This is a genomic window from Bradyrhizobium sp. WSM4874 (assembly GCF_055811835.1).
In genome coordinates this window covers 38,529-62,194 of the sequence record NZ_JBVVPR010000037.1, presented here as the reverse complement: position 1 = coordinate 62,194, position 23,666 = coordinate 38,529, and the positions used below count along the sequence as shown (strand labels likewise).

26 protein-coding genes, 1 tRNA gene and 1 pseudogene are annotated in these 23,666 nt (G+C 62.7%); 12 read left to right on the top strand and 16 right to left on the bottom strand.

Translation table 11 applies throughout. The features are described from left to right. Window positions 1-86 precede the first annotated feature (86 nt). Window positions 87-1,286 (bottom strand): DNA recombination protein RmuC, encoded by a 1,200-nt coding sequence (locus tag AC0L3P_RS29650; protein ID WP_247357676.1) that lies wholly within the window; start codon window positions 1,284-1,286, stop codon window positions 87-89. A gap of 171 nt (window positions 1,287-1,457) precedes the next feature. Here AC0L3P_RS29650 and def point away from each other — a divergent pair, with 171 nt between their 5' ends. From def to AC0L3P_RS29630, 4 genes and pseudogenes are all read left to right on the top strand, one after another. Beyond that, window positions 1,458-1,982: a peptide deformylase gene (def, locus tag AC0L3P_RS29645; protein WP_007597693.1), complete on the top strand. Its 525-nt coding sequence runs from the start codon at window positions 1,458-1,460 to the stop codon at window positions 1,980-1,982. Between the two features lie 211 nt (window positions 1,983-2,193). Beyond that, window positions 2,194-3,117 (top strand): methionyl-tRNA formyltransferase, encoded by a 924-nt coding sequence (gene fmt, locus AC0L3P_RS29640; protein WP_473307434.1) that lies wholly within the window; start codon window positions 2,194-2,196, stop codon window positions 3,115-3,117. Beyond that, the gene (gene truA / locus AC0L3P_RS29635) at window positions 3,117-3,854 is read left to right on the top strand and encodes a tRNA pseudouridine(38-40) synthase TruA (protein ID WP_473307432.1); all 738 of its coding nucleotides are present in this window, start codon (window positions 3,117-3,119) and stop codon (window positions 3,852-3,854) included. Before fmt ends, truA begins: the two co-directional genes overlap by 1 nt. A gap of 22 nt (window positions 3,855-3,876) precedes the next feature. Then, window positions 3,877-4,211: pseudogene (locus AC0L3P_RS29630) on the top strand (GIY-YIG nuclease family protein). A gap of 138 nt (window positions 4,212-4,349) precedes the next feature. Here the strand turns inward: AC0L3P_RS29630 and dapE are convergent. The 11 genes from dapE to rpmH all read right to left on the bottom strand — a co-directional run bounded on the left by dapE (window position 4,350) and on the right by rpmH (window position 14,270). Next, window positions 4,350-5,516, bottom strand: coding sequence for a succinyl-diaminopimelate desuccinylase (dapE, locus tag AC0L3P_RS29625; RefSeq protein WP_473307430.1), 1,167 nt, complete (start codon window positions 5,514-5,516; stop codon window positions 4,350-4,352). Then, complete coding sequence (locus tag AC0L3P_RS29620; protein WP_473307428.1) at window positions 5,513-6,166, bottom strand: DUF805 domain-containing protein; 654 nt, start codon at window positions 6,164-6,166, stop codon at window positions 5,513-5,515. The genes dapE and AC0L3P_RS29620 overlap by 4 nt, the downstream gene beginning before the upstream one ends. 219 nt (window positions 6,167-6,385) lie before the next feature. Beyond that, entirely contained in the window at window positions 6,386-7,231 is an 846-nt protein-coding gene (gene dapD, locus AC0L3P_RS29615) for a 2,3,4,5-tetrahydropyridine-2,6-dicarboxylate N-succinyltransferase (RefSeq protein WP_275172868.1), read from the bottom strand. Between the two features lie 202 nt (window positions 7,232-7,433). Then, window positions 7,434-8,159 carry a pyrimidine 5'-nucleotidase gene (locus AC0L3P_RS29610; RefSeq protein WP_473307426.1) on the bottom strand — a complete coding sequence of 242 codons (726 nt, stop codon included), beginning with the start codon at window positions 8,157-8,159 and terminating at the stop codon, window positions 7,434-7,436. A 193-nt stretch (window positions 8,160-8,352) separates the two neighbouring features. After that, on the bottom strand, window positions 8,353-9,339 hold the full coding sequence (locus AC0L3P_RS29605) for a DUF1036 domain-containing protein (RefSeq protein WP_473307465.1): 987 nt from the start codon (window positions 9,337-9,339) through the stop codon (window positions 8,353-8,355). Between the two features lie 185 nt (window positions 9,340-9,524). Then, window positions 9,525-10,412 carry an acetylglutamate kinase gene (gene argB / locus AC0L3P_RS29600; RefSeq protein WP_007597683.1) on the bottom strand — a complete coding sequence of 296 codons (888 nt, stop codon included), beginning with the start codon at window positions 10,410-10,412 and terminating at the stop codon, window positions 9,525-9,527. Between the two features lie 205 nt (window positions 10,413-10,617). Beyond that, on the bottom strand, window positions 10,618-10,986 hold the full coding sequence (locus AC0L3P_RS29595; protein WP_473307424.1) for a DUF423 domain-containing protein: 369 nt from the start codon (window positions 10,984-10,986) through the stop codon (window positions 10,618-10,620). Then, window positions 10,986-11,639 carry a ribosome biogenesis GTP-binding protein YihA/YsxC gene (gene yihA / locus AC0L3P_RS29590; RefSeq protein ID WP_275172865.1) on the bottom strand — a complete coding sequence of 218 codons (654 nt, stop codon included), beginning with the start codon at window positions 11,637-11,639 and terminating at the stop codon, window positions 10,986-10,988. Before yihA ends, AC0L3P_RS29595 begins: the two co-directional genes overlap by 1 nt. A 110-nt stretch (window positions 11,640-11,749) precedes the next feature. Beyond that, on the bottom strand, window positions 11,750-13,636 hold the full coding sequence (yidC, locus tag AC0L3P_RS29585; protein ID WP_275172937.1) for a membrane protein insertase YidC: 1,887 nt from the start codon (window positions 13,634-13,636) through the stop codon (window positions 11,750-11,752). A gap of 13 nt (window positions 13,637-13,649) precedes the next feature. Then, the gene (gene rnpA / locus AC0L3P_RS29580) at window positions 13,650-14,108 is read right to left on the bottom strand and encodes a ribonuclease P protein component (protein WP_275172864.1); all 459 of its coding nucleotides are present in this window, start codon (window positions 14,106-14,108) and stop codon (window positions 13,650-13,652) included. 27 nt (window positions 14,109-14,135) lie between these two features. Continuing rightward, complete coding sequence (rpmH, locus tag AC0L3P_RS29575) at window positions 14,136-14,270, bottom strand: 50S ribosomal protein L34 (protein WP_008542748.1); 135 nt, start codon at window positions 14,268-14,270, stop codon at window positions 14,136-14,138. Window positions 14,271-14,653: 383 nt separating this feature from the next. On the opposite strand from rpmH, the gene AC0L3P_RS29570 reads away from it, so the two are divergent. The 5 genes from AC0L3P_RS29570 (at window position 14,654) to AC0L3P_RS29550 (ending at window position 18,164) form a co-directional block, all read left to right on the top strand. Beyond that, window positions 14,654-16,153 (top strand): HAMP domain-containing sensor histidine kinase, encoded by a 1,500-nt coding sequence (locus AC0L3P_RS29570; RefSeq protein WP_354206287.1) that lies wholly within the window; start codon window positions 14,654-14,656, stop codon window positions 16,151-16,153. 163 nt (window positions 16,154-16,316) lie between these two features. Continuing rightward, a tRNA-Arg gene (locus AC0L3P_RS29565) sits at window positions 16,317-16,393 on the top strand. Window positions 16,394-16,746: 353 nt separating this feature from the next. Further along, window positions 16,747-16,929: a hypothetical protein gene (locus AC0L3P_RS29560; protein ID WP_473307420.1), complete on the top strand. Its 183-nt coding sequence runs from the start codon at window positions 16,747-16,749 to the stop codon at window positions 16,927-16,929. 17 nt (window positions 16,930-16,946) lie between these two features. Next, window positions 16,947-17,888: a hypothetical protein gene (locus AC0L3P_RS29555; protein ID WP_473307418.1), complete on the top strand. Its 942-nt coding sequence runs from the start codon at window positions 16,947-16,949 to the stop codon at window positions 17,886-17,888. Between the two features lie 39 nt (window positions 17,889-17,927). Next, a complete protein-coding gene (locus AC0L3P_RS29550) occupies window positions 17,928-18,164 on the top strand; it encodes a hypothetical protein (protein WP_473307416.1) in 237 nt (78 codons plus the stop codon). 22 nt (window positions 18,165-18,186) lie between these two features. On the opposite strand, the gene AC0L3P_RS29545 is transcribed toward AC0L3P_RS29550, so the two are convergent. The 4 genes from AC0L3P_RS29545 to AC0L3P_RS29530 form a co-directional block, all read right to left on the bottom strand. Next, window positions 18,187-18,477 carry a DNA ligase-like domain-containing protein gene (locus AC0L3P_RS29545; RefSeq protein ID WP_473307414.1) on the bottom strand — a complete coding sequence of 97 codons (291 nt, stop codon included), beginning with the start codon at window positions 18,475-18,477 and terminating at the stop codon, window positions 18,187-18,189. Window positions 18,478-18,497: 20 nt separating this feature from the next. Further along, the gene (locus AC0L3P_RS29540; RefSeq protein ID WP_473307412.1) at window positions 18,498-18,887 is read right to left on the bottom strand and encodes a hypothetical protein; all 390 of its coding nucleotides are present in this window, start codon (window positions 18,885-18,887) and stop codon (window positions 18,498-18,500) included. A gap of 808 nt (window positions 18,888-19,695) precedes the next feature. Then, window positions 19,696-20,058: a hypothetical protein gene (locus tag AC0L3P_RS29535; RefSeq protein ID WP_473307410.1), complete on the bottom strand. Its 363-nt coding sequence runs from the start codon at window positions 20,056-20,058 to the stop codon at window positions 19,696-19,698. A gap of 122 nt (window positions 20,059-20,180) precedes the next feature. Then, complete coding sequence (locus AC0L3P_RS29530; RefSeq protein ID WP_473307408.1) at window positions 20,181-20,462, bottom strand: hypothetical protein; 282 nt, start codon at window positions 20,460-20,462, stop codon at window positions 20,181-20,183. Window positions 20,463-20,617: 155 nt separating this feature from the next. Between AC0L3P_RS29530 and AC0L3P_RS29525 the strand changes: the two genes are divergently transcribed. The 3 genes from AC0L3P_RS29525 to AC0L3P_RS29515 all read left to right on the top strand — a co-directional run bounded on the left by AC0L3P_RS29525 (window position 20,618) and on the right by AC0L3P_RS29515 (window position 23,629). Then, window positions 20,618-21,025, top strand: coding sequence for an acyltransferase family protein (locus AC0L3P_RS29525; RefSeq protein ID WP_473307404.1), 408 nt, complete (start codon window positions 20,618-20,620; stop codon window positions 21,023-21,025). Window positions 21,026-21,171: 146 nt separating this feature from the next. Continuing rightward, window positions 21,172-22,419, top strand: coding sequence for an acyltransferase family protein (locus AC0L3P_RS29520; RefSeq protein ID WP_473307401.1), 1,248 nt, complete (start codon window positions 21,172-21,174; stop codon window positions 22,417-22,419). Window positions 22,420-22,522: 103 nt separating this feature from the next. After that, a complete protein-coding gene (locus tag AC0L3P_RS29515) occupies window positions 22,523-23,629 on the top strand; it encodes a BNR-4 repeat-containing protein (protein ID WP_473307398.1) in 1,107 nt (368 codons plus the stop codon). Window positions 23,630-23,666 lie beyond the last annotated feature (37 nt).

The following is a 23,666-nucleotide window of genomic DNA, read 5'->3' as shown; positions in this document are numbered from 1 at the left end:
CGGGCTTGTCCCGGGCATCCACGTTCTCGCTGTCGCTGAAAAGGTCGTGGATGGCCGGGACAAACCCGGCCATGACGACACAGGCCTCACTCCCCCGCCTGAAGCTTCCTCGGGAACAACTCGGCAGCACCGGTGGCCACGAGATGCGGCGCTTCCGGTGCATCGCTCTTGCTGAAATCGAGTTCTTCGATGCGTCCGGCGCGCTTCTCGATCTTGTCGGCGGAGATCAGCACCTGCCGCACGTCCTCGTTGGCGTCGGCAAAGTGCTTCTGCAATTTCAGCACGCGGTCGCGCAGGCGGCCGAGATCGTCGCCGAGCTTGATCACTTCGGTACGGATCTGGTCGGCGGCGTCGCGCATGCGCGCGTCCTTCATGATCTGCTGCATCACCTGGATCGCCAGCATCAGCAGCGAGGGCGACACCAGCACCACGCGGGCGCGATACGCCTTCTGGATCACGTCGTCGAAACCGTCGTGGATTTCGGCGTAGACCGATTCCGACGGCACGAACATCAGCGCCATGTCCTGGGTCTCGCCGGCGACGAGATATTTTTCCGCGATGTCGCTGACATGCTTCATGACGTCGCCGCGCAGCCGCTGCGTGGCGATCCTCTTTTCCTCGTCGGTACGCGCGTCATGCAGCGCGGTCATCGCTTCCAGCGGAAATTTCGCGTCGATGCAGAGTGGCCGCTGGTCGGGCAGGAACACGACGCAGTCCGGGCGCTTGCCGGTCGAAAGCGTGAACTGGAATTCGTAGGCGCCCTTCGGCAGACCGTCCTGGACGATCGCTTCCATCCGCGCCTGACCGAAGGCGCCGCGCGACTGCTTGTTGGCGAGCACGTCGCGCAGGGTCGTCACCTGCGTGGTGAGATCGGTGAGGTTCTTGTGCGCGCTGTCGATGATGCCGAGCCGCTCGTGCAGCGCGCGCAGGCTCTCCATGGTGTTGCGGGTGGTGTGCTCCATGGATTGGCCGACCCGGTGGGTCACCGAATCCAGCCGCTCGTTGACCGCGCGTGCCATGTCGGCCTGGCGGCCGGCCAGCGTCTGGGTCATGGCGTCGACGCGCCCCGAAGCCTCGCTCTGGGCATGCAACATCTGGCTGATGCGCTCCTCGAGTTCGTCGGCGCGGATCGCGTTGGCCATCGCGAGTTCCGCGCCGCGCCGCCCGGAGCGCGCGATCACGACGGCGATCACCACCATCAGGATGAGGACCAAGGCGCCAAAGCCGATCAGCGCGTCCACGGTGCGCACCGGCCAGTCGCCGAGCATGAAAATGATCTCGTTCATGCCCCTGCTTCTAGCCGATTCGCTGGGGGGCACGAACGAATAGCGAACATTTATGGTAAACGCCCTGTTAATTTTTATGGTTAACGAAACCCGAAGTTTTATGGTTAGCGAAGGGTTAACGGGGTTCCCGGCCGGATTGACCGCATCGAACGCGCGGCTTAAATCGCGGCCATGGCCCTCAGAGAAATCATCATCCTGCCCGACAAGCAGCTGCGTCTGGTCTCCAAGCCGATCGAGAAGGTCACGCCGGAGATCCGCAAGCTTGCCGACGACATGTTCGAGACCATGTACGACGCGCCCGGCATCGGGCTCGCGGCGATCCAGATCGCGCAGCCGTTGCGGCTGATCACCATGGATCTCGCCAAGCCCGACCAGGACGGCGAGACCAAGCCCGAGCCGCGCGTCTTCATCAATCCGGAAATCATCGCCTCCTCGGAGGACCTGTCGGTCTACGAGGAAGGCTGCCTGTCGATCCCCGAATATTACGAGGAGGTCGAGCGCCCTGCCAAGGTGCGGGTGCGCTACACGGATCTGGACGGCAAGGTGCACGAGGAGGACGCCGAAGGCCTCTACGCCACCTGCATCCAGCATGAGATCGACCATCTCAACGGCGTGTTGTTCGTCGACTATCTGTCAAAGCTCAAGCGCGACCGCGTGCTGAAGAAGTTCGAGAAAGCCGCCAAGCGCGCGGAGTGAGTACAAGCGACTGTGCTGCCCCACATTCCCCTGCGCTCCCTCCCCCCTTGTGGGGGAGGGCGGGGGAGAGGGGTGGCCCAGCAAAAGGCGTTCGTCGTTTGCGAGCGCGAGCGACAAAGCGCCCGCGCTCAAGCCGAGAGAGCGCGTCGTGTGGCACCCCTCTCCCTAACCCTCCCCCACAAGGGGGGAGGGAACGTACCGAGTACTTGTCATGCCCCTCCGCCTGATCTTCATGGGCACGCCCGATTTCTCCGTGCCGACGCTGCTCGAGCTCGTCGCGCATGGCCACGAGATCGCGGCCGTGTATACGCGCGCGCCGAAGCCCGGCGGCCGCCGCGGCCTGCAATTGCAGCCGACCCCGGTGGAAGAGGCCGCGCGAAAGCTTGGCATTCGCGTGCTGACGCCGAAGACGTTGAAAACGCCGGAGGCGCTGGAAGAATTTCGCGCCTTCGACGCCGATGCGGCGGTCGTCGTCGCCTATGGCATGATCCTGCCGCAGGCGATCCTCGATGCGCCAAAACTCGGCTGCTACAATCTGCACGCCTCGCTGCTGCCACGCTGGCGCGGTGCCGCTCCCATCAACCGCGCAATCATGGCCGGCGATGCCGAGAGCGGCGTGATGGTGATGAAGATGGATGTTGGCCTCGACACCGGCGACGTCGCCATGGCGGAACGGCTCGCGATCACGGACAACATGATCGCGGCGGATCTGCACGATCGTCTGTCGCGGCTCGGTGCCGATCTGATGGTGCGCGCCATGGCCGCGCTCGACCGCGGCGGGCTCCAGCTCAAAAAGCAGAGCGAGGACGGCGTCACCTATGCCGCCAAGATCGACAAGGCCGAAGCGCGGATCGACTGGACCAGGCCCGCGCGCAAGGTGCTGCGCCATATCCACGGCCTGTCGCCGTTTCCCGGCGCCTGGGCCGAGCTTGAGAATGCACGGGTAAAAATCCTGCGCTGCGAGCTGGCGAAAGGCGCGGGCGCACCCGGCGAGGTGCTCGACGATCACCTCACCATCGCCTGCGGCGAGGGCGCAATCCGCCTTATCGAGCTCCAGCGCGAAGGCAAGGCACGCATGCAGGCCGCGGACTTCCTGCGCGGCGTGCCGCTCAAGCCGCCGATGCGGCTGGCCTGATGCCCCGCTACAAGCTCATCATCGAATATGACGGCGCGCCGTTCTTCGGCTGGCAGGTGCAGGAGACGCTGCCCTCGGTGCAAGGCGCTTTGGAGGCAGCGGTGAAGGCGATGACCGGCGCGGATGCGCGTGTGCACGGTGCGGGCCGCACCGATGCCGGCGTGCACGCGCGTGGCCAGGTCGCGCATGTCGATGTCGACAAGCAGTTTCCGCCGGGCCGTTTTCGCGACGGTTTGAATGCGCATCTGCGCCCGCATCCCATCGCCGTGCTCGAAGCTGATATCGTGCCGGATACTTTCGAGGCGCGCTTCTCGGCCGTGAAGCGCCACTACCGCTATCGCATCGTCAACACCCGCGCCAATCTCGCGCTCGATGCCGGCCATGCCTGGCGCGTGCCGCGCCGGCTCGACGCCGACGCGATGCATGCGGCAGCGCAACGCCTGCTCGGCAAGCACGATTTCACCACCTTCCGCGACACCGAGTGCCAGGCCAAGTCGCCGGAGAAGACGCTCGATCAACTCGACGTGCTGCGTGACGGGCGCGAGATCACGATTCTCACTTCGGCGCGCTCGTTCCTGCACAGCCAGGTGCGCTCGATGGTGGGGTCGCTGATGTGGGTCGGCGAAGGCCGCTGGACCGCCGACGATCTCTCGGCCGCGCTCGCAGCCCGCAACCGCGCCGCCTGCGGCATCGTCGCCCCGCCGGACGGGCTGTATCTGATGCAGGTGGATTATTAGAGTGTGATGCCGCCACACCGTCATGGCCGGGCTTGTTCCGGCCATCCACGTGCGTCAACATGCGACCATGCATGGGGGATGGGTGTACATCCTGGCGAGCGCGGCAACGGCATTTTGTATGTCGGTGTGACGAATGACATTATTCGTCGCGTGTACGAGCATCGAAATGGACTCGTGCCAGGCTTCACCAAGAAGTACGGCGTCAAGCTGCTCGTCTATTTCGAGCGCTATGAGGACATCCAAACCGCAATCCAGCGCGAGCACAACATCAAGCATTGGTCACGAACGTGGAAGGTGAGGCTAATCCTGAAGGAGAATCCCGAATGGAAGGACCTTTACGATACGATTGTCCAGTAAGGCGGGCCTGAGCTCCCGCCACTGCCGTCATGGCCGGGCTTGTCCCGGCCATCCACGAACTTGTTTCGCGGTCGCAAAGAACGTAGATGCCCGGGAATGACGGCGGAGTGATTGGCGGCAGCGAGATAGCCTCACAGCCTACCCAAAATACCTCGCCAAAATCGCGCGATACACCTTCGTCAGCTGCTCCAGATCTCCGACCGGCACGCGCTCGTCGACCTGGTGCATGGTCTGGCCGACCAGGCCGAACTCGATCACCGGGCAATAGCTCGAGATGAAGCGCGCATCCGAGGTGCCGCCTGAGGTCGACAGCTCCGGCTTGCGGCCCGTCACCTCCTCGATCGCGGACACCGCGAGTTCGGTGAACGGGCCGGACTTGGTCACGAACACGTTCGAGTTCGAGGGCTCCCAGACGATGCGGGCGCGGATGCGGTTGCCGCAGGCTTTTGTCAGCCGCGTCTCGACCAGCTCGCGCAGGCTCGCCTGGGTGTGGTTGTCGTTGTAGCGGATGTTGAACTTTGCGCGGGCCTGTCCCGGGATGACGTTGTTGGCGGTGTTGCCGACGTCGACCGAGGTGAATTCGAGATTGGAAGCCTGGAATTGCGCGCTGCCATGGTCGAGCGGCTCGTCCGAGATGGCCACGATCAGCCGCGAGATATCAGGCACCGGATTGGCGGCGCGGTGCGGATAAGCGACGTGGCCCTGCACGCCGTCGACGTACAGCGTACCCGATTGCGAGCCGCGGCGGCCGACCTTGATGGTGTCGCCGAGCGCCTCGACGTTGGAGGGCTCTCCGAGCACGCAATGGTCGAATTTCTCGCCGCGCTCCGCCGCCCACTTCAGCAGCTTGATGGTGCCGTTGATGGAAACGTCTTCCTCGTCGCCGGTGATCAGAAAGGAAATCGAACCTTTGCCGTCGCTGCGCGGCTTGCCGTCGTTCGCGGCGAGATGCTCCAGCACCGCGGCAACCGAGCAGGCGATGCCGCCTTTCATGTCGACCGCGCCGCGGCCGTGCAGAAAGCCGTCCTTCACCTCGCCGGAGAACGCGCCGACGCTCCAGGCGCTCTCGTCGCCAGGCGGCACCACGTCGGTGTGGCCGGCAAAGGTGATGTGCGGCCCGTCAGTGCCGATCCGCGCATAGAGATTGTCGACGTCGGCCGTGCCGGGCTCGCTGAAGGTCACGCGGTGGCATGTGAAGCCTGCCGCGTTGAGGACATGTTCGAGCACACCCAGCGCACCGGCATCGGCGGGAGTTACCGAGGGGCAGCGGATGAGATCGCGGGCAATCGAGAGAGCATCGGTCATGCGCCCCGCTTAACATGCATGCCGCCGGGTGGGCTAGCACTGGGCGGGACAAATTCGATCTCGCTCTGCTGGTCCCAGCTTTTCGCCGGGGGCGAGGCGGGCGCGGAGCCGCTCTGCACTTCAGCCAACGGATCGGCGCCGAACCGGTTATCGCCGGAGGTGCCGGGCACAATGAACATTTCCACGAGGCCCCAAAACCACGGAATGTGCATGGCCCAGGCGAGGGCAACAACCGATTTTGATTCGGTCGGCAGCAGGTCCGAGAACTGGTCGAACAACGCGGGCACGACGAAGAACGGAACCAGCCACCAGCCGCCCCGGTCGCGATCGTGCAGCCGCTTGGTCGCGGTTGCGAGGTAGATCCACAGGAATAGCGAGCTGCCGAGCACTTTGAGGACGAGGGTCGGACGATCAGTGGTTGCCAGCAGACGGTAGGCCCTGGGATCGACCACGTTGAAGATGTCGTCGACACCGAAATCGAAGTCGACCTTGAAGTTGAAGGCGAAGGTTGCGGCCCCGTTCAGCACCTTGATGGCCTGGTCGATCATCCCGAGCATGCAGGCCAGCAGCATGACGATCAGCAGCGCCTGCCACAGCAGCGCGCGGTTGATGCGGCCGTCGAAGCGGAACAGATACCAGGTCCAGTCCATGCCAATGGCTCCGGGCGGGAGAGGTCGCCCGGATGTTGGTCGCGATGGGGGGAGGGAGGGTTCGATGGAGCCTCGGTGTCGTCCCGGCGAAGGCCGGGACCCATAACCACAAAACAGAGTTGGTCGCGAAGCTGCTAACTCCGAGTCTTCGCCAAACCACGCGCGGGAGTATGGGTCCCGGCCTTCGCCGGGACGACGATGGATAGCAGCTGGCCGAACTTAATCCCGCAGCAGCTCGTTGATGCTCGTCTTGGAGCGCGTGCGCTCGTCGACGCGCTTGACGATGACGGCGCAGGCGGTGCTCGGGCCAATCTGGCCATTCTTCATGGGCTTGCCGGGCAGCGCGCCGGGAACGACGACCGAATATTCCGGCACTTCGCCGATGAAGATCTCGCCGGTGTCGCGATCGACGATCTTGGTCGAGGCACCCAGGAATACGCCCATCGACAGCACCGCGCCCTTGCGCACGATCACGCCCTCGGCGACCTCGGAGCGGGCGCCGATGAAGCAATCGTCCTCGATGATCACGGGCTCGGCCTGCAGCGGCTCGAGTACGCCGCCGATGCCGACGCCGCCGGAGATGTGCACGCGCTTGCCGATCTGCGCGCAGGAGCCGACGGTCGACCAGGTGTCGATCATGGTGGATTCATCGACATAGGCGCCGAGATTGACGAAGGACGGCATCAGCACGACGTTGCGGGCAATGAAGGCCGAGCGGCGCACGATGGAGCCGGGGACGGCGCGGAAACCGGCGTCGCGAAAGCGGTTCTCGCCCCAGCCGTCGAACTTCGAGGGCACCTTGTCCCACCAGGTCGCCTTGCCGGGGCCGCCGGGAATGGCGCCCATGTCGTTGAGGCGGAACGAGAGCAGCACCGCCTTCTTCAGCCATTGATTGACCTTCCACTTGCCGTCGGCGTCGCGCTCGGCAACGCGGGCCTCACCCTTGTCCAGAATCTCCAGCGCGTGATCCACGGCCTCGCGGACCTCGCCTTTGGTCGAGGTCGAGACGCCGTCGCGCGCCTCGAAGGCGCCGTTGATGGTGGATTCGAGGGCGGACAGGGACATCGGGATTTCCTCTTCGGGAAGGCTAGGATTTGTAACGGATTGGAGCGCTTTTTCGGGATTTGACGGGGAGGAGTCAAGGCATACTCAGCGTCGCCCCGGCCTAGTGCGCAATTGCGCACGGGGGGCCGGGGCCTATACCCACAGGGCCAAGTTTTGCGAAGACTCGGAGTTGCCAGTCGCGCGCTTCAACCGCGTCTTGGGGTTATGGGTCCCGGCCTTCGCCGGGACGACTTGGGGAGACAGGTGACAGCCTCTCCAAAAACCCCGCGAGATCATCCGTGACATGGTCGACATGGGCCGCATCACGGCCCGCCAGCTCCCAGTCCTCACGCACGACCTCTTTCGTCCCATCCGGTATCACCAGCACGGTGGTCATGCCGAGCTCGTGCGGGACGGTGAGGTTGCGGGCGAGGTCCTCGAACATCGCGGCGCGGGTCGGATCGACCACGTGGTCGGCGAGAAACTTGCGGTAGGTCTGCGGCGCCGGCTTCGGCTCGAATTCGGCGGCGATGATGTCGAACACGCCGTCGAAATGCGTGGCAAAGCCGAGCCGCGCCAGCACCGCATCGACATGATCGACCGAGCCGTTGGTCAGGATCAGCTTTCGTCCCGGCAGTTTCGCGATGGCCTCGCCCAGCGCGGGGTTCGGCTCCAGCGGGGAGTGGTCGATCTTGTGGACGTAGGCGAGATAGTCGTCGGCGCGTACGTTATGCAGGGTCATCATGCCGCGCATCGTGGTGCCGAAGCGCTGGTAATAATCCTTCTGGATCTTGCGCGCCTCCACCGGCGTCAGATTCAGCCAGTTGCAAACGAACTCGGTGATCCGCGCATCGACCTGCTGCCACAGATTGACGTGGTGCGGATAGAGCGTGTTGTCGAGGTCGAACACCCAGGTGTCGACATGGCCAAAGGCGCGAGGGGAGGTCATTGCGGCTCTCTATTCGCTATCGGAGAGGGCCCCCAACTTCCCGCCGTCGTCCCGGCGAAGGCCGGGACCCATACCGCGTGATCTATCAATGGGGCACGCTGATCGTCGTTCTTCGTAAAACCCAATCCTGGGATTATGGGTCCCGGCCTTCGCCGGGACGACGATGGTGTTTGTTGCGTCATCACAAAAGCAATCACGGCATCGCAAACCGCAGCGTCTTGCCGCCGCTCGACATGTCCACCGCGCCGAAGCCCGTCGCCGCGAAACCGCGCGCGCCGCAGTCGGTCTGCTCGTTGGTCTCAAACTTGGTCTCGCGCGTGCAAAGCTGCTTGTCGCCGCCCCAGTTCAGTGGCTTGTCCTTCAGCTTGACGATGCGGTTGTCGGCGTCGATGGCTTCCGCGAAGCTGAAGATCTGCTTCGGCTGGCCGCTCACATCAGGGTGCAGGCAGGTCTTGGGGTCGATGCGATACCAGCCGCGGCTCGTCACCGACTTGCCGTCGTCGGTGGCGACCGCCGCCATCACCTTGTGCGTGGTGTCGTTGCACCAGGTGAGGCCGGTCGCAGACGGCGTCTGCACGGCATCGACCATGGTCTTGAAGAAGTTCGGCGACGACAGGATGTCGGACGACAATCCGCGGCTCTTCAGGAAAGCGGCCAGCGCGCCTTGCGTCTTCGGCCCGTCGACGCCGTCGATCGGCGCGGCGTCGTAGCCTGCGATCACCAAAAGCCGCTGGATGCCGGCGAGGCGGGCCTGCTCGTCGTCATATTCGGAATCCTCGGCGAGATAGGCGACGAAATTGCCATCCGCGCCTTGCGTCGGCGTGATCTGGGTGAAGGCGGCCTGGGTCTGGCCGCTGCGGCACTGCCGCGCGGCCGCGATGACGAAATTGTCCTGTGCGACGCACAGCGTGTCGCTGCCGTTCTGCGGGATCGGGGATGCGCCGTAGACGCCGAGCGCGCGGGCGTTTAGCAGGATGCGGTCGGCGGAGAGCGTGCCCTGCACCACTACGCGGCAGGTGGCGGGGTCGATCCTGAACCAGCCGCGCGTCGCGGTCGCCGCCTTGTCGTCGATGCCGATCGCGGCCTCGACGACATAGGACATGCGATTGCAGATCTTGAGGTCGGCGACAGCCGGCGCGGAGGAGAAGACAAACGAGACGGCCGCGGCGGGGAGCGTCATCAGGAAGCGTGTGAAGGCGGAACGACCGTGCCGCCGAGCTCTCCGCTCGTCATGCCCGGGCTTGTCCCGGGCATCCACGTTCTTGGCGCGGAACGAAAGGTCGTGGATGGCCGGGACATCTTCGCGAAGACGCGCTTCGCGCTGTTGCCCGGCCATGACGGCTTTCATGCGTGGCGCCTCATCTCTCACTTGTGGATCAGCGTTCCCGTGCCCGTGTTGGTGAAGAGCTCGAGCAGCACCGCATGCTGCATCTTGCCGTCGATGATGACGACGCCCTCCACGCCCTGTTCAAGCGCGTAGATGCAGGTCTCGACCTTCGGGATCATGCCGCCGGAAATGGTGCCGTCGGCGATCAGCTTTCGCGCGTCCTTGACCGAGAGCTGCGGGATCAGCTTCTTGGACTTGTCGAGCACGCCCGGCACGTCGGTGAGCAGCAGCAGCCGCTTTGCCTTCAGCGCGCCGGCCACGGCGCCCGCGAAAGTGTCGGCGTTGACGTTCAGCGTCTGGCCCTCTTTCGAGGTCGCGAGCGGTGCGAGCACCGGAATCAGCTCGTAGCCGATCAGCTGGTTGAGCAGCGTGAGATCGACTTTCTCGGGATCGCCGACGAAGCCGAGATCGACCGCCTTCTCGATGTGCGAGTCCGGATCCATGATGGTGCGCGTCGTCTTGGACGCCTTCACCATGTTGGCGTCCTTGCCGGACAGCCCCACCGCCTTGCCGCCGGCCTCGTTGATGTAGCCGACGATCTGCTTGTTGACGGAGCCGGCGAGCACCATCTCGACGATCTCGATGGTCGCGGCATCGGTGATGCGCAGGCCGGCGGCGAATTCGGAGACGATGCCGAGACGCTTGAGCATGGTCGCGATCTGCGGGCCGCCGCCATGCACCACCACCGGATTGATCGCGGTCTGCTCGAGCAGCACGATGTCGCGGGCAAAATTCTTCGCGGTCTCCTCGTCGCCCATGGCATGGCCGCCATACTTGATGACGATGGTTTCCTCGTCATACTGCTGCATGTGCGGCAGCGCTTCGGACAGGATGCGGGCCTGGTCGAGCGGAGAGATTTCGGTCATGAGGCGGATCTCGCTGGCGGGATACTCGGGCCGCGTTCTATCCGATTGGCGGGCGGCGCGCAAAGTGTGGCTGGCATGCCGCTCTCGTGTCCCGGACGCGGTGCGGCGCGCAGTGCCGCGCCGCTGAGCCGGGATCCAGAAGCGGCACGGGCCCCGGCTCAGCAGCGCACCGCTGAAGCGCTGCGCTGCGTCCGGGGCACGAGACTTATTTCTTCGCCACCACCGCGGCCGCGAGCGTCACCGCCAGCCAGCTCAAGATCATCACCGATCCACCGGTCGGCGCCGCATATGGAAACAGCGAATGGCCGACATATTGCCGCAAGGTCAGGTCGCCCGCAAACAGCGCGGCGCCGGCTGCGAAGCCGGACGCGGCGATGATGCCAATTCCGCCGTGCAGAAGGCCGCGCCCGAGCAGGGCGACAGCCGCGAGTATGGCAGTTGCATGAAACAGCAGCATGGCGCTTGCGGCGGCGAGCCGGCTCGCTTCGCCGCCATGCGCGGAGGCGGCGGCCAGCGCGACGCCGGCGGCGCCCATCAGACCGGCAAGCCCGATCAACAAGCGGAATGCCGCCATCACGAGGTCCGCTCTTCCAGCAACTTTGCGATCGCGGCGCGCAGCTCGGCCATCCCAGTCGCGCTCCGTGACGAGGTCGCGAGCACGTTGGGGAACGCGGCCGGACGTTTGGCGAGCGCGGCCTCGGTCTCGACGATGCGCGATTGAAGCTCGGTGGCCTTGATCTGGTCGGCCTTGGTCAGCACGAGCTGGTAGCTGACCGCGGAGCGATCGAGCGTCTTTAGGACTTCGAGATCGACGTCCTTGAGGCCGTGCCGCGCGTCGACCAGCACGTAGACGCGCGCGAGGCTGGCGCGTCCGAGCAGGAATTTGTGGATCAACTCGGTCCAGGACGCGACCTGGCTCTTCGGCGCCTTGGCATAGCCATAGCCGGGCATGTCGACGAGGCGCAGCTCGGTTTTGCCGGGGACCTCGAAGAAGATCAGCTCCTGGGTGCGACCCGGCGTATGGGAGGTGCGCGCGAGCGCGTTGCGGCCGGTCAGCGCGTTGATCAGGCTGGACTTGCCGACATTGGAGCGGCCGGCAAAGGCGATCTCCAGCCCCGCCATCGGCGGCAGCGTTTCAGTTGAGGGCGAAGCCCAGATGAACTGCCAGTCGCGCGTGAACAGCTTTCGCCCGACCTCGATCAGCTTCGCATCCTTGTCGTCATTCATGCGAAAGCTTTCTGTCTGTCCGCGTCATTGCGAGCGAAGCGAAGCAATCCAGAAATGCATCCGCGGAGGGACTCTGGATTGCTTCGTCGCTTCGCTCCTCGCAATGACGGCTACGTCGCCTCAGTCGTCAGTTTTTTTTTGAAGGAGTTTCGAATGTTGTCGAACAACTCCACCTTCACCCCGTTACGGCGCATGATGTAGCTCTGCTGGAGCACCGAGAGCGTGTTGTTCCAGGCCCAGTAGATCACGAGTCCCGCCGGGAAGCCCGCCAGCATGAAGGTGAAGATCAGCGGCATCCAGTTGAAGATCATCTGCTGGGTCGGATCCGGCGGCGTCGGATTCAGCTTCATCTGGAACCACATCGTGATGCCCATGATGATCGGCCAGATGCCGAGCGCGAGGTAGTGACCGAACAGCGGGATCGTGGTCGGGTCGAACGGGATCAGCCCGAACAGGTTGAACAGATTGGTCGGGTCCGGCGCGGACAGATCCTTGATCCAGCCGAAGAACGGCGCGTGCCGCATTTCGATGGTGACGAACAGCACCTTGTAGAGCGAGAAGAACACTGGGATCTGGATCACCACGGGAAGACAGCCGGCGACCGGGTTGATCTTCTCCTTGCGGTAGATCTCCATCATCTCCTGCTGCTGCTTCACCTTGTCGTCGGGGTAGCGCTCCTTCAGCGCCTGAAGCTGCGGCTGGACCGACTTCATCTTCGCCATCGAGGCGTAGGACTTGTTCGCCAAGGGGAAGAACAACAGCTTCACGATCACGGTCACGAGCAGGATCGAAATGCCGAAATTGCCGAAGAAGCGGTAGAAGAAGTCGAGGCCGAGGAACATCGGCTTGGTGATGAAGTAGAACCAGCCCCAGTCGATCAAAAGGTCGAAATGGTTGAGGCCGAGCTCCTTGTTGTAGCCGCCATGGCCGGCGAGCGGGAAGTTGATGCCGACAACGCCGGCTTCCTTGGCGCCCGCGAACAGCCGCGTGTTCGTCGTCGTCGTGCCGCCGATCGGGACCGTCTGCTCGCTCTGCAGATAGTCGGTCTGGTATCGGATCTGGGTGCCCGGTTCGGCGACGAAACGGGCCTTGAGCGTTGCCGACGTGTCGGGAAGGAGCGCAGACGCCCAATATTTGTCGGTAATGCCTAGCCAGGCATTGGTGACGTTGTTGAATTCGAACCCGTGTCCGCCGTTGCCGATCGCGGGTGCTTCGCCCACGGCCTTATAGGCCTTCTCCTGCAAGCCCTGCTCGCCCAGGTAACCGATCAGGCCTTCATGCAGGATGTAGTAGCCCGAGACCTGCGGCGTGCCGTGGCGCGAGATCAGTGCGAAGGGAAAGAGTTTGACCGGCGCGTTGCCGACATTGGTCACCTCGTCCTTGATGCTGAAGAGGTAGTGGTCGTCGATCGCGACCGTGCGGCGGAAGGTGAGGCCTTCGCCATTGTCGTATTTCAGCATGACCGGCGTGGACGGCGTCAGGCTGTTGGTGCCCTCCTGCTGCCAATCGGTGGTCCGGTCGGGCACCTTTGTGCCACCTGTCCCGGCCACCCAGCCAAATTCTGCATAATAGGGCTCTGCGGTGCCCGACGGCGAATAGAGAACGATCGGCGGCGACTTCGGGTCGACCGTTTCGCGATACTGCACCAGCGCAAGATCGTCGATGCGCGCGCCCTTCAAGGCAATGCTGCCGGTCAAGCGGGGCGTATCGATCTTGACGCGCGGAGAGGCCGCAATCGCCGCCTCGCGGCTGACGGTCGGCTGGCCCGGCTGATTGGCAGCCTGGGGAGCGGAGGGCGCGCCTGCGGTGCCGGGCTGCGGCGTGGCGCTCGGCGTCCCGGGAGCCGTCGGCTGCGGCGTGGTCTTCTGCAGCTCGGCCTGCGCCTGTTGCTGGGCGCGCTGCTTCTCCATCGCCGGCATGTTGTAGAAATATTGCCAGGCGATCAGCACGAAGCCCGACAGAATGACGGCGAGGATGGTATTGCGGTTGTCGGTCATCATTCTCTCGTCATCAATCCGGTTTGCGGCTGGTCGCAGGAGCGGGGCCGGGCTTTAAGCCGTCGGTTCTTGGGCCGTCGGTTTTTTGGCCAGGTTTTGGGCCGCGTCCCTTGTGCGTATGCCGCGCGGGCTTCGCGAACGCCATGCGCAGATCGTCGAGCATGGTGGCGAAGTCGCGCGAGAGCGCGTCCCTTCGGCCGACCAGCACATAATCATGATGGGGCTGCATCGACACCGGATCGAGCCGCTTCACCAGTTCGCGAAGCCGGCGCCGGATGCGATTGCGCTCGGGGGCGTTGCCGTTCTTTTTGGTGACGGTGAAGCCGATCCGGATCGGGCCGCTGTCGTCACGGCCAAGGTTTTGGCGGTCAAGGCTTTGGCGGTCAAGGCTTTGCAGGACGAACGCGGGACTATTCACCCGCGCGCCATTGGCAACGGCGAGGAAATCCGCTCGCTGCCTCAGCCGATCCATGATGAAATCCCAAAAAGGGGGTCCGGCTCAGGCGCTCAGACGCTTGCGGCCGCGGGCGCGGCGGGCGGCGAGCACCTTTCGGCCGCCGGCCGTGGCGAGACGGGCACGGAAGCCGTGACGGCGCTTGCGCACCAGTTTGCTGGGTTGATAAGTCCGCTTCACGGGTTTTTCTCCGCTGACCGGGCAATTTGCCTGTAGAATTGATGGTAAAGTCCGGAAGATGCTGCCCAAAACGGGCCTTTTTCGGCCCCAAGAGAGCCGCTCCCGGCCTCACACCGGGTCATCGCGGACAATTGGCCGGCTTATAAGCGAGCGCCTTCTTTTCGTCAACGCCGCACAAGCGCTCAATTCCGGCGAATATCGCTGTTTGTGCGGGGTTTTTAACCCTTGAGGTAGCGACTCGCCAGATCTGCGCTTACATCCGACCTTGGCAGATTGACGATCTGTAATTTGACCGCGCTGAGGGCGGGCCGCATCTTCATACGCGCCAAATCCCTTCACCCGGCGACATCTTTAATCCGGCAAAGGCAGCGAGGGCGAATTTCGTGGCAGCGACAGACCTCCAGCCGATCCAGGATGGGGATCAGCGGGACCCGCCGGCGGCGCTGCCGCGTGGGACGCGCGGGCTTGGGCTGTCCGGCAAGCTGCTGCTGCTCACCGTTCCCCTGGTGATGATCGCGGCCATCCTGCTCTACGTGCCGGCCATCGCCAACTTCTGGGTCAACCGACTCAACGACCGCGTCGCCGCGGCGAACACGGCAGCGCTGGTGCTCGATGCCGCGCCGCTCGGCATGGTCCCCGATTCGCTCTCGCGCGAGATCCTGAAGAGCATCAATGCCCGCGCCGTCGCCATCAAGATGGGCCAGCAGCGCCGTCTGCTCGCCAGCGACAATCTGCCCGCCGCCATCGAGCACGACATCGACCTGCGCGACATGACGGCGTGGGAGGCGATCACCGGCTCCTTCCGGATGATGCTGGAGACCGGCAACCAGGCCATCCGGATCGTCGGGCCGGGCGTCGGCAATGCCCAGTTCATGGAGATCGTCACCGACGAGCTGCCGCTGCGGCAGTCGATGTACCGCTTTTCCCGCAACGTCGTGGTGGTCGCGCTGATCATCGCGGTGCTGACCGCGGGCCTCGTCTATCTCGCCATGCATTATCTCTTCGTGCGCCCGATGCGCCGGCTGACGGCGAGCCTGGTCGGCTTCCACGAAAACCCCGAAAGTTCGGCGGGGATCATCGTGCCGAGCCAGCGCAGCGACGAGATCGGCGTCGCCGAGCGCGAATTGTCGGACATGCAGCGCGACCTGATGTCGATGCTGCATCAGAAGAGCCGGCTCGCCGCCCTCGGCCTCGCCGTCTCCAAGATCAATCACGATCTGCGCAATCTGCTGGCCTCGGCGCAACTCCTGTCGGACCAGCTCGCCAGCGTGCCGGATCCGCGGGTGCAGCGCTTTGCGCCAAAACTCGTGCGCTCGCTCGAGCGCGCCATCGCCTTCTGCCAGTCGACCTTGTCTTACGGCCGCGCCCAGGAAGCCGCGCCCGACCGGCGCATGATCATGATCGAGCCGGTGGTGCTGGAGGTGCGCGAGACCGCCGGCCTTGCCTCCGACGCGTCGATCTCCTGGGTCGCTGCGATCGAGCGCGGGCTCGCGGTCGACGCCGATCCCGACCAGCTCTTCCGCGTGCTGCTCAACCTCGTCCGTAACGCCGCCCAGGCGCTGGAAAGCCATGCGTCGGCCGAGGGCGGCGCGCAGCAGATCCGGATCACGGGAAAACGCGAGGGCGCGGTCGCCATCCTCGAGGTCTCCGACACCGGCCCCGGCGTGCCCCAGAGGACCCGCGATCACCTGTTCGAGGCGTTCCAGACCTCCGGCCGCCCCGGCGGCAGCGGCCTCGGCCTTGCCATTGCCGCCGAGCTGGTCCGCGCCCATGGCGGCGACATCCATCTGGTCGAAGGCACCATCGGCGCCACCTTCCGGATCGTCATTCCCGACCGTCCCGTGGAACTGCTCTCCGTCCGCAACGAGCGGGCGCGGGCGTAGGTCGGCCGGCGGCCGAGCGCGGAAACCGTCATTTCCCGGCAAAATCTCCCCAATCCGGACCTTGCCAATCGGGGCAAGAGCGGTTAGTCAGAGCGCTCTTTCGCACCCCTCCGGCGTCGCCGGGGGCTGCCTGCGGGCCACGCCCGCACTGTCAGCGAAAAACGCGCCCGTAGCTCAGCTGGATAGAGCATCAGACTACGAATCTGAGGGTCGGACGTTCGAATCGTTCCGGGCGCGCCATTTTACCCGCTATTTTTAGGGTTTTCAGTTCGGCGACGTCCCGGAAAGCATGTTGGGGACGCGCGGGGGACGCAGATTGCAAATGTGCCCTAATCCGCCGAATGTCCTGACGTGTGCTGCTGCAACCATTGCTTGAACACCAAATCAGGTGCAGCATTGCATCGCTGGGATACATCAGCACAAGGGGAATGAACCTTGACGGGGCACTGGGGGACTCCATATAGCGTGCGCGGCGTGAAACTTTCACGCTGTTCGGAACGTTTCATTTCGCCATCTCAATGGAACGTTAACGACCCACGCACGATTGTGGCAAACGTCACTCCGGGCCCCATCGGGCACCAGGGGGGAGCGAAATGACCGAGCTTTTGACAGGACTGTCACTTGTCGCCGTCGCAGGCGGAGCTGTGACCGCTGGGATGGTTTATGGCACTCGCTTCATCGACGACAAGCTGCGCTATCGCGCGGTCGATACTTCGAGCGACAAGCCGATTGTCCGCCCCTCTCATCCGTCTGGGGAATCTTGGGCTAAGTCCTGAGCAGTGACCCGCCGCCCATGAGCGGGAAAGCCTCCGGCGCCTTCAACTGGATTGCAACTGAAGCCAAAGGCCTCCTGCTCAAGGAGGCCTTCAAGTATGTATTCCTGACGCTCGTCAGCCTTCTGCTGGCATGGATACTGACGAGGCTTTCGCAACTCCTTCAGCTCGACACCCCTCTCACCGCAGACACCTTAGGGCCCCAGGCGTACGGGCTACTCAAAGACTTCATTGCGCATCCGTACGACAACACCATTGGTGTGATGACGGCCAATCCCTTGGCGTCGATCGTGTCGCTCGCGTTCTCAATTGTAGTCGTTCTTTCGGCCGTTCTCATTCGAAGAGCGCATTTGAAGGTGCAGAGCATCTCTGCCGGGTTGCAGGAGGTTGCGGCATCTGCCGCTTTGGCCTCTTCCATTGGTGTGGGTGGGCGCTGGTCGCATTCCGCTAAGGACGGTAGCGGAGCCCCTTGGGGTGAACTCTGCAAAGAGATCCTGCGGGCTGAAAACAATGTGCTCGACATTCTTGGCGCAAATGGGCTCGAGACTTTTGGAGAACCTGGCTCCCCGCTTTACGAGGCGCTGGAAAAGTTCTCGGGCACGACGCGCGTCATTTTGCTTCATCCCAGTAGCCAAGAAACTACTGGGAGGGCGATGGCTGTGAAGGTACCCGTACGCTCTTACCGGAAGTCAATTTTGACATCACAGACCCGTCTCCGGAATCTTCGTAAGAGCCATCACGCAGTGGATGGCCGGTTCTATGAGGGGCAGCCCAATTGGAAGTTTATCATCACAAGCAGAACAGCTTGGGTCCAATATTACATTCCCGGCGGTGAGCATGTTGCAGCGACACCTGTTTACCGGTTCGACGCAAGTGAAGACCCATCCTGCTTCTATAATTTGTTCCACATGGAGTTTGATCGGATCTGGCGCCGCTGCGTTGGTTCTCCCATGAACCTGTGAGATGCTATTGGAAACCCGCAAAGCCATCGGAGGAACGAAGTGAAAGAATTGCTCGAAGAGCAGCAAGAGCAGGAACAGGCCGAAGCAGTGGCCGCCGCTTTAGGTATTTCAATGGACGACCTCGACGAGCTCGTTTGGAGAATAGAGCCTCACGAAAGCTCCGATGGGGTTCTATACGGGCATAACGTCTATTTCGCCGAAGGCTCCGACCCGGAAATTCTCTCTCAGATAGATGGCCTCGTAGACGGCAAATGGATCAGGATTGGCCCGCTCTAAGCAAGCCGCCTGCTAGATGCCGTCAAATATAGAGACCATGCCTTCGAGGCCCATGCGGCAAGCGGCGGAACAGATATTGCCCAATTTCTGCCGCCTCAAACGGCGCAATGAACATGCCGTCTGGCCGACCACGCAGCAGCCGCGCCAAGTTGGCCTTGCGCATCGATAGCGGCAACTGGCGCAGGTCCTCGCCACCGACTGCGATGATGTCGAAGGCGTAGAGCTGCACCTCGTCATCGTGCTTGCGCGAATGCAGCGCGTTGAAGTCGGAGACGCCGTCGACGCCGAGCACCACGGCCTCGCCGTCGATCACGAATTGCTGCTCGCGGTTCTTCAGTGCCGCGTCGACATCCAGGGGAAGCGGCTGGTCCAGTTGTGGCCGTTCTTGGTGATCAACCGCACGGCCTTGCCCTGGCGCTCGACGCGCAGGCGATAACCGTCATATTTGACTTCGTGGATCCAGTCGGGGCCGACCGGGCCCCCTTGGCAGGCGTCGGGAGGCAGAACTCGAACGCTTTCAGCATGGCAGACAGATAGTGCGCGGCGCTGATTTTTCGAGTCATCAGTCCCCCCTGAGGCGGCTATCGTCTGTACAGGGGGGGCGAATTGGTTTGGCAATTGCAGTTCAAGCAGGAGCCTTTGCTGCTGCGCTACGGCCAACTGATCCCGCGTGTCCTCGCGGAGGGAGATTGCGTCTTCTATGGCGCGCTGCGCGCGCTCCAAGAGTTCCTGAGTTTCCGGGCTGAATTGTTCTGGCCGACAGGCGCTCCGGCTTGAGGCGGGAGCGCTGTGGCGTCTCTCACTCAACCGACACCCTGAAATCGTGGCCGGCGATGGCAGCTAACGTACCACATGCGAGGCGGGTCCTAAAAACTATCGGTGCTGGTCTGTTTTCGTTTTGTGCCGACCCATGATCCATCTCAAGGGGATTGACCCGTGCCGAACGTTCAATGAACGCCATGGACCGGCACACCCTGTACTATCGGCTTTCGCTGGCCTGGCTGGCGATCATGGTCGCCTGCCTAGTCGTGGTTCTCATGCATTAAGGCCGCCCCACTGGGCTGCCTCATTGTAAGGCGGCTGGTCGTGGCCACCAGGCGAGTACCCGGTACACGGTCAATGCGGCTTCCGGCGCGGCTTTCCTGCCGAGGTCCTCACCAGAGGCCGCATGGCTTCGATACTGGTGATAGTGTGGTCAAGATCCTTTGGCAGCAACGGCATCTCGTCTGAGAAGGCATCGTTGCAGTCCGGGCAGGGGTCGCCGGCGGCGCCGCAGCCGCAGGCGTTTGGCCCATCCCATGGTCGTTCGGGATGGCTCTCGCAAACCCAGTGGGTGCCGTCACAGCGGGCGCAGGCCACGTCAGTACTCCGTCAATGGGCCGTGGCTCTTCCTCGATCTCCTGGCCGTGCAGATGGTCTAGCACGTCGCCAAGGTCGCGCATGTCCAGCATTTTACCGCAGATCGTGCAGCGGATGAAGTGCTCGTGCTCGCTTTGCGGCGCAGGGCCTTCCGGCTTGCCCTCCCGAAACATCACGCAGCGCCTTTCAGCGGCAGCGCGAGCTGGACGTCAAAGCGCCTGGTTGTGTTGGCGGTGATGAAGCTCTCCAAGGCGGCCGAGACTTCATCGTCAAGGTCGTCCGCCCGCTGCGCCAGCGCGTCGGCGACGTCCGAGGTGGCGTCGCGCGACCATCCTTCGATCGCGTTGAAGCAGACGATCCTTACTGGATAGACGTATTGGCCGGAGAGGAGGCCCTGCAGCACGGTTTCGAGGCCTGTCTCCGCTTCGTCAGTCTCGCGCCATGCGCAGCCGGCCCGCGCGCCGAAGTCTTCAAGAACAAGGTAGATGTCACGGTCGAGGCGATCAGCCGGCACGATCGAGGGCGAGGAACGCATACGCTTGCTCCGATACTAGGATCGCGGAGACACGGCCCCGGCTTCAGGGGGGCTATTGAGGGTGGCCGGGGCCGCTCCGCCAGCTCGGGTGGTGAGCCGGCGCGGATTCAAGCAGATGCCCCTTATGGGGTTCCTTCGCCAGTCAACAAATCCCCGCCATGGGAGAGCACCCGCACATAGGTGCCGCTCTCATGCAGCTCCAGCCAGCCCTTCTCGACAGCGCACCTGATGCCACCGCCGAACTCGGTGGCGCTTCCCTTGAGCCTGTAGAGGAAGGGATAGTTGATCTTCTCAATGTGGATCCTGCCGTCCTGGACCGGCTCGATGCTGGCTGCGAGCTCAACCAGCTTGCGCGCTGCAGCTTCTGGGTCGGCGAAAGGGCGTTGTTCGGCGAATTTTATCATCGGCTGATTGTCACCGTTCCTCGTTCGGATGCAGCTCAATCGCAAGCCGCTAGGTTGTGGCTTGCACGAATTGAAATTCGACCTGTTCGTCAAGCAAGACTTTGGAGAGCTCGCATTCGGCTTGACCATAGACAATCCGCGGTTAGCGTGGGTTCATGGGGGCGCATCCAGGCTATCGACCAGATATTGACGGGCTCCGTGCTATCTCAATCCTGCTGGTGGTGAGCTACCACGCGCACCCGTGGATGCTGCCGGGTGGCTTCGTCGGCGTAGACATCTTCTTCGTCATCTCAGGTTTTCTGATCACCCGGATATTGCTGGCGCCGGGCGGCATCTCGCTCGCGGCATTCTACGTTCGACGGATTAAACGTATTTTTCCGGCGCTTATTGCCGTTTTGCTGGGTACCTTTGCGCTTGGATGGGCCATCCTACTGCCCGCAGAGTTTCGTCTGCTCGGAGAGAACATTACCGCTAGCGTGCTCTTCGCCTCGAACCTGTTCCAGCTTACACAGCTCGGCTACTTTGCGCCCCTAGCTGCCGAGAACCCGCTTCTTCATCTCTAGTCACTTGGCGTCGAGGAGCAGTTTTATATTTTATGGCCGCTGGCACTTGGTTTTCTGGCACACTCACCGCGTCGCCGACAGTATAATCGTCGGCGCTATTCTGACGTCATTGGTTGCGGTTTGATCCTGGCGTGGAGCAGCCCGGATTGGGCATTCTATTCTCCCCTGCCGCGCGCCTGGGAGTTGCTGATCGGGGGCTTCTCGCCGAGACCTACCTTGTGAGGAAGGAAAGTAGGAACGTTCTAAGCGCGGATGGCATGGGGGCAATCCTGACTTCCGCATTGCTGTTTGATCGATCAATGCATTTTCCAGGAGCGCTGGCGCTCCTCCCTGTCGTTGGCGCCGCGCTTGTAATCGTCGCGCCGAATGCCGCCATAAATCGTATGCTGCTATCGAGCAGGCCTGTCGTGCTGCTTGGCCTGATCAGCTATCCGCTTTATCTATGGCACTGGCCGCTGCTGGCCTACCTGGGCGTCCTGCGTCATGGCGTTCCGAACTTTCTCGAAATATGGGCTGCGGTACTCGCGGCCATCGTGCTCTCGATCCTAACCTATCTATTCATCGAAACGCCGGTCCGCCGCCGCGCTAATGTCGCGCCCGGCCTGTCGATTGTGCTAGGTTCTATCGGCGCCATCGGTATTGCTACAATCTTGTCCGACGGCTTCGTCTCGCGATTTCCTGATGCGTTACAAAAAATTGCGATCATCAGAAACGATGACAATCCTGCATTCTTAGATCACTGTTTCCTGGAGGCGCCGGGCAGCAGCCTTGATAAGACCTGCATAGAGCAGGGCGACAGGCCGTTGATCCTGCTCTGGGGGGATTCGAATGCCGCAGCCCTCTATCCGGCCATGAGAGACGTAGCAAGCCAGGCTTCATTTCGAATGGGGCGCTTCACTGCGCCGGGCTGCGCGCCAATTCTCAATGCCGGACCGAACCCGTCCTGCGAGCAGAGCAACGACACGGCTTTTGAGTTCATCAAGGCGTCTCACGCTGACATTGTCGTGCTGCACGCGATGTGGGGATTTCACAACGACCTGAATAAACTGAGGAGCACAATCACCGCGCTTCGCAGTGCCGGCGTATCCCGCGTGGTCATTATCGGGCCACCGCCGGTTTGGAAGCGCTCGCTCCCGCATGCCATCGTTAATCACTGCAGTTCTCGTCGATTCCGTTGCGGCTGCCATCGGCGCTCGTATCCGCACTCTGGCCGTGATGAAAGCAAACGATTTTGCGCATTATCGCAATGGCGCGGTTGTGGCTACGGACGTGTCGGGGGCGGTCCCGATCGGGATTACCAGCGTTGCTGCTCAGATCGGTCACCGCAACGGCGCAAACAAACTGGTAGGAACGGTCTACCGATGGACCTATTTTCCGCGCTCTGTCGTTGCTGAAGATCGCGTCGGATTGTCGGTTAGAAGCACCGACGTAATAATAGGAGCCCGAACGTTCTTCAACTCGCCAAGCATGGCCGTGGTCGGAGGCAAGACCTACGTCATGCAGATCAACAATTTTGGGACCGTGGGTCTTCGTCGGGATCACGGCGGCCCAATTCCGATCAAGACGGGCTTGGGTGTCGATGATCACAACGAAGGTTCGATTTTGCGAAGGTCGTCGGACGGCCGATACATCGTGCGCTATTGCAATCATTCTACCGACAACAATTTCTATCAACGCATTTCGACTAACCCGGATGATGTTTCGAGCTGGGGCGTTGAAAGCAATTTCGGCGCCGCAATGGGTGCGACCGCCTACACATATTCGAATACCGTCGAGATCACGGATGGTATCTTCGACATCCTGCGAGCAGACGACGGCGTTGGGTACATCGATTTCGGCTACAGCAAATCGACCGATAACGGCGTGACTTGGTCGACCTTCACGCGGCTATTTAACGAAACAAACCAGCGGTCTTATACTCGCGTCTGCAAACGCGCCGCTAACATGTTTGATCTGGTCTGCAACGACGGCCATCCAGACGAGTTCACGCTCAACCAGAATTCGACCTATCACCTTTACTACGATGCAGGCACCTTCAAAAAGACAGACGGGACCAGCCTTGGCGCGCCTCCATATCGCCCATTGTCCGTGTTGACGAAGGTGTGGGACGCTGTCGCGCAAGGCAAGTCGTCGTGGGTGTGGGACGTGCAGCCGGGGCCGGTGTGCGTCTTTGCAACCTTTACGGCCGGGGCCATTCTGACCGACCACCAATACCAATATGGGAAGTGGAACGGGTCAGCGTGGGTCGTCAATCAGATTTGCGCGGCGGGTGGGTGTCTCTACCTGGCCGGAGACGACACGCAACCGTACTACTCTGGTGGCATCTGCATCGATCCTGACGATGTGAACACCATCTATTGTTCGAGGGAAGTTGGCTCGGGCGGCCCGCATCGCAATGGCGGCTGGTTCCAGCTATTCAAGGGCGTCACTGCTAACGGTGGCGTAAGCTGGACATTCACGCAGCTCACGACCGGGTCTCAGGATTCGGTCCGGCCGAAGAAGGCGTCAGGCGGCCAACTGACGTATATGAAGGCGTCTCCGAGCCACCCCTATACCTCGTTCACAAACTTTGGGTGCGAGATCGCGTTCTTGACGGTCCCGTGAGGCGCCGCCGCGCCACCCAGTATTCGACTCTAAGACG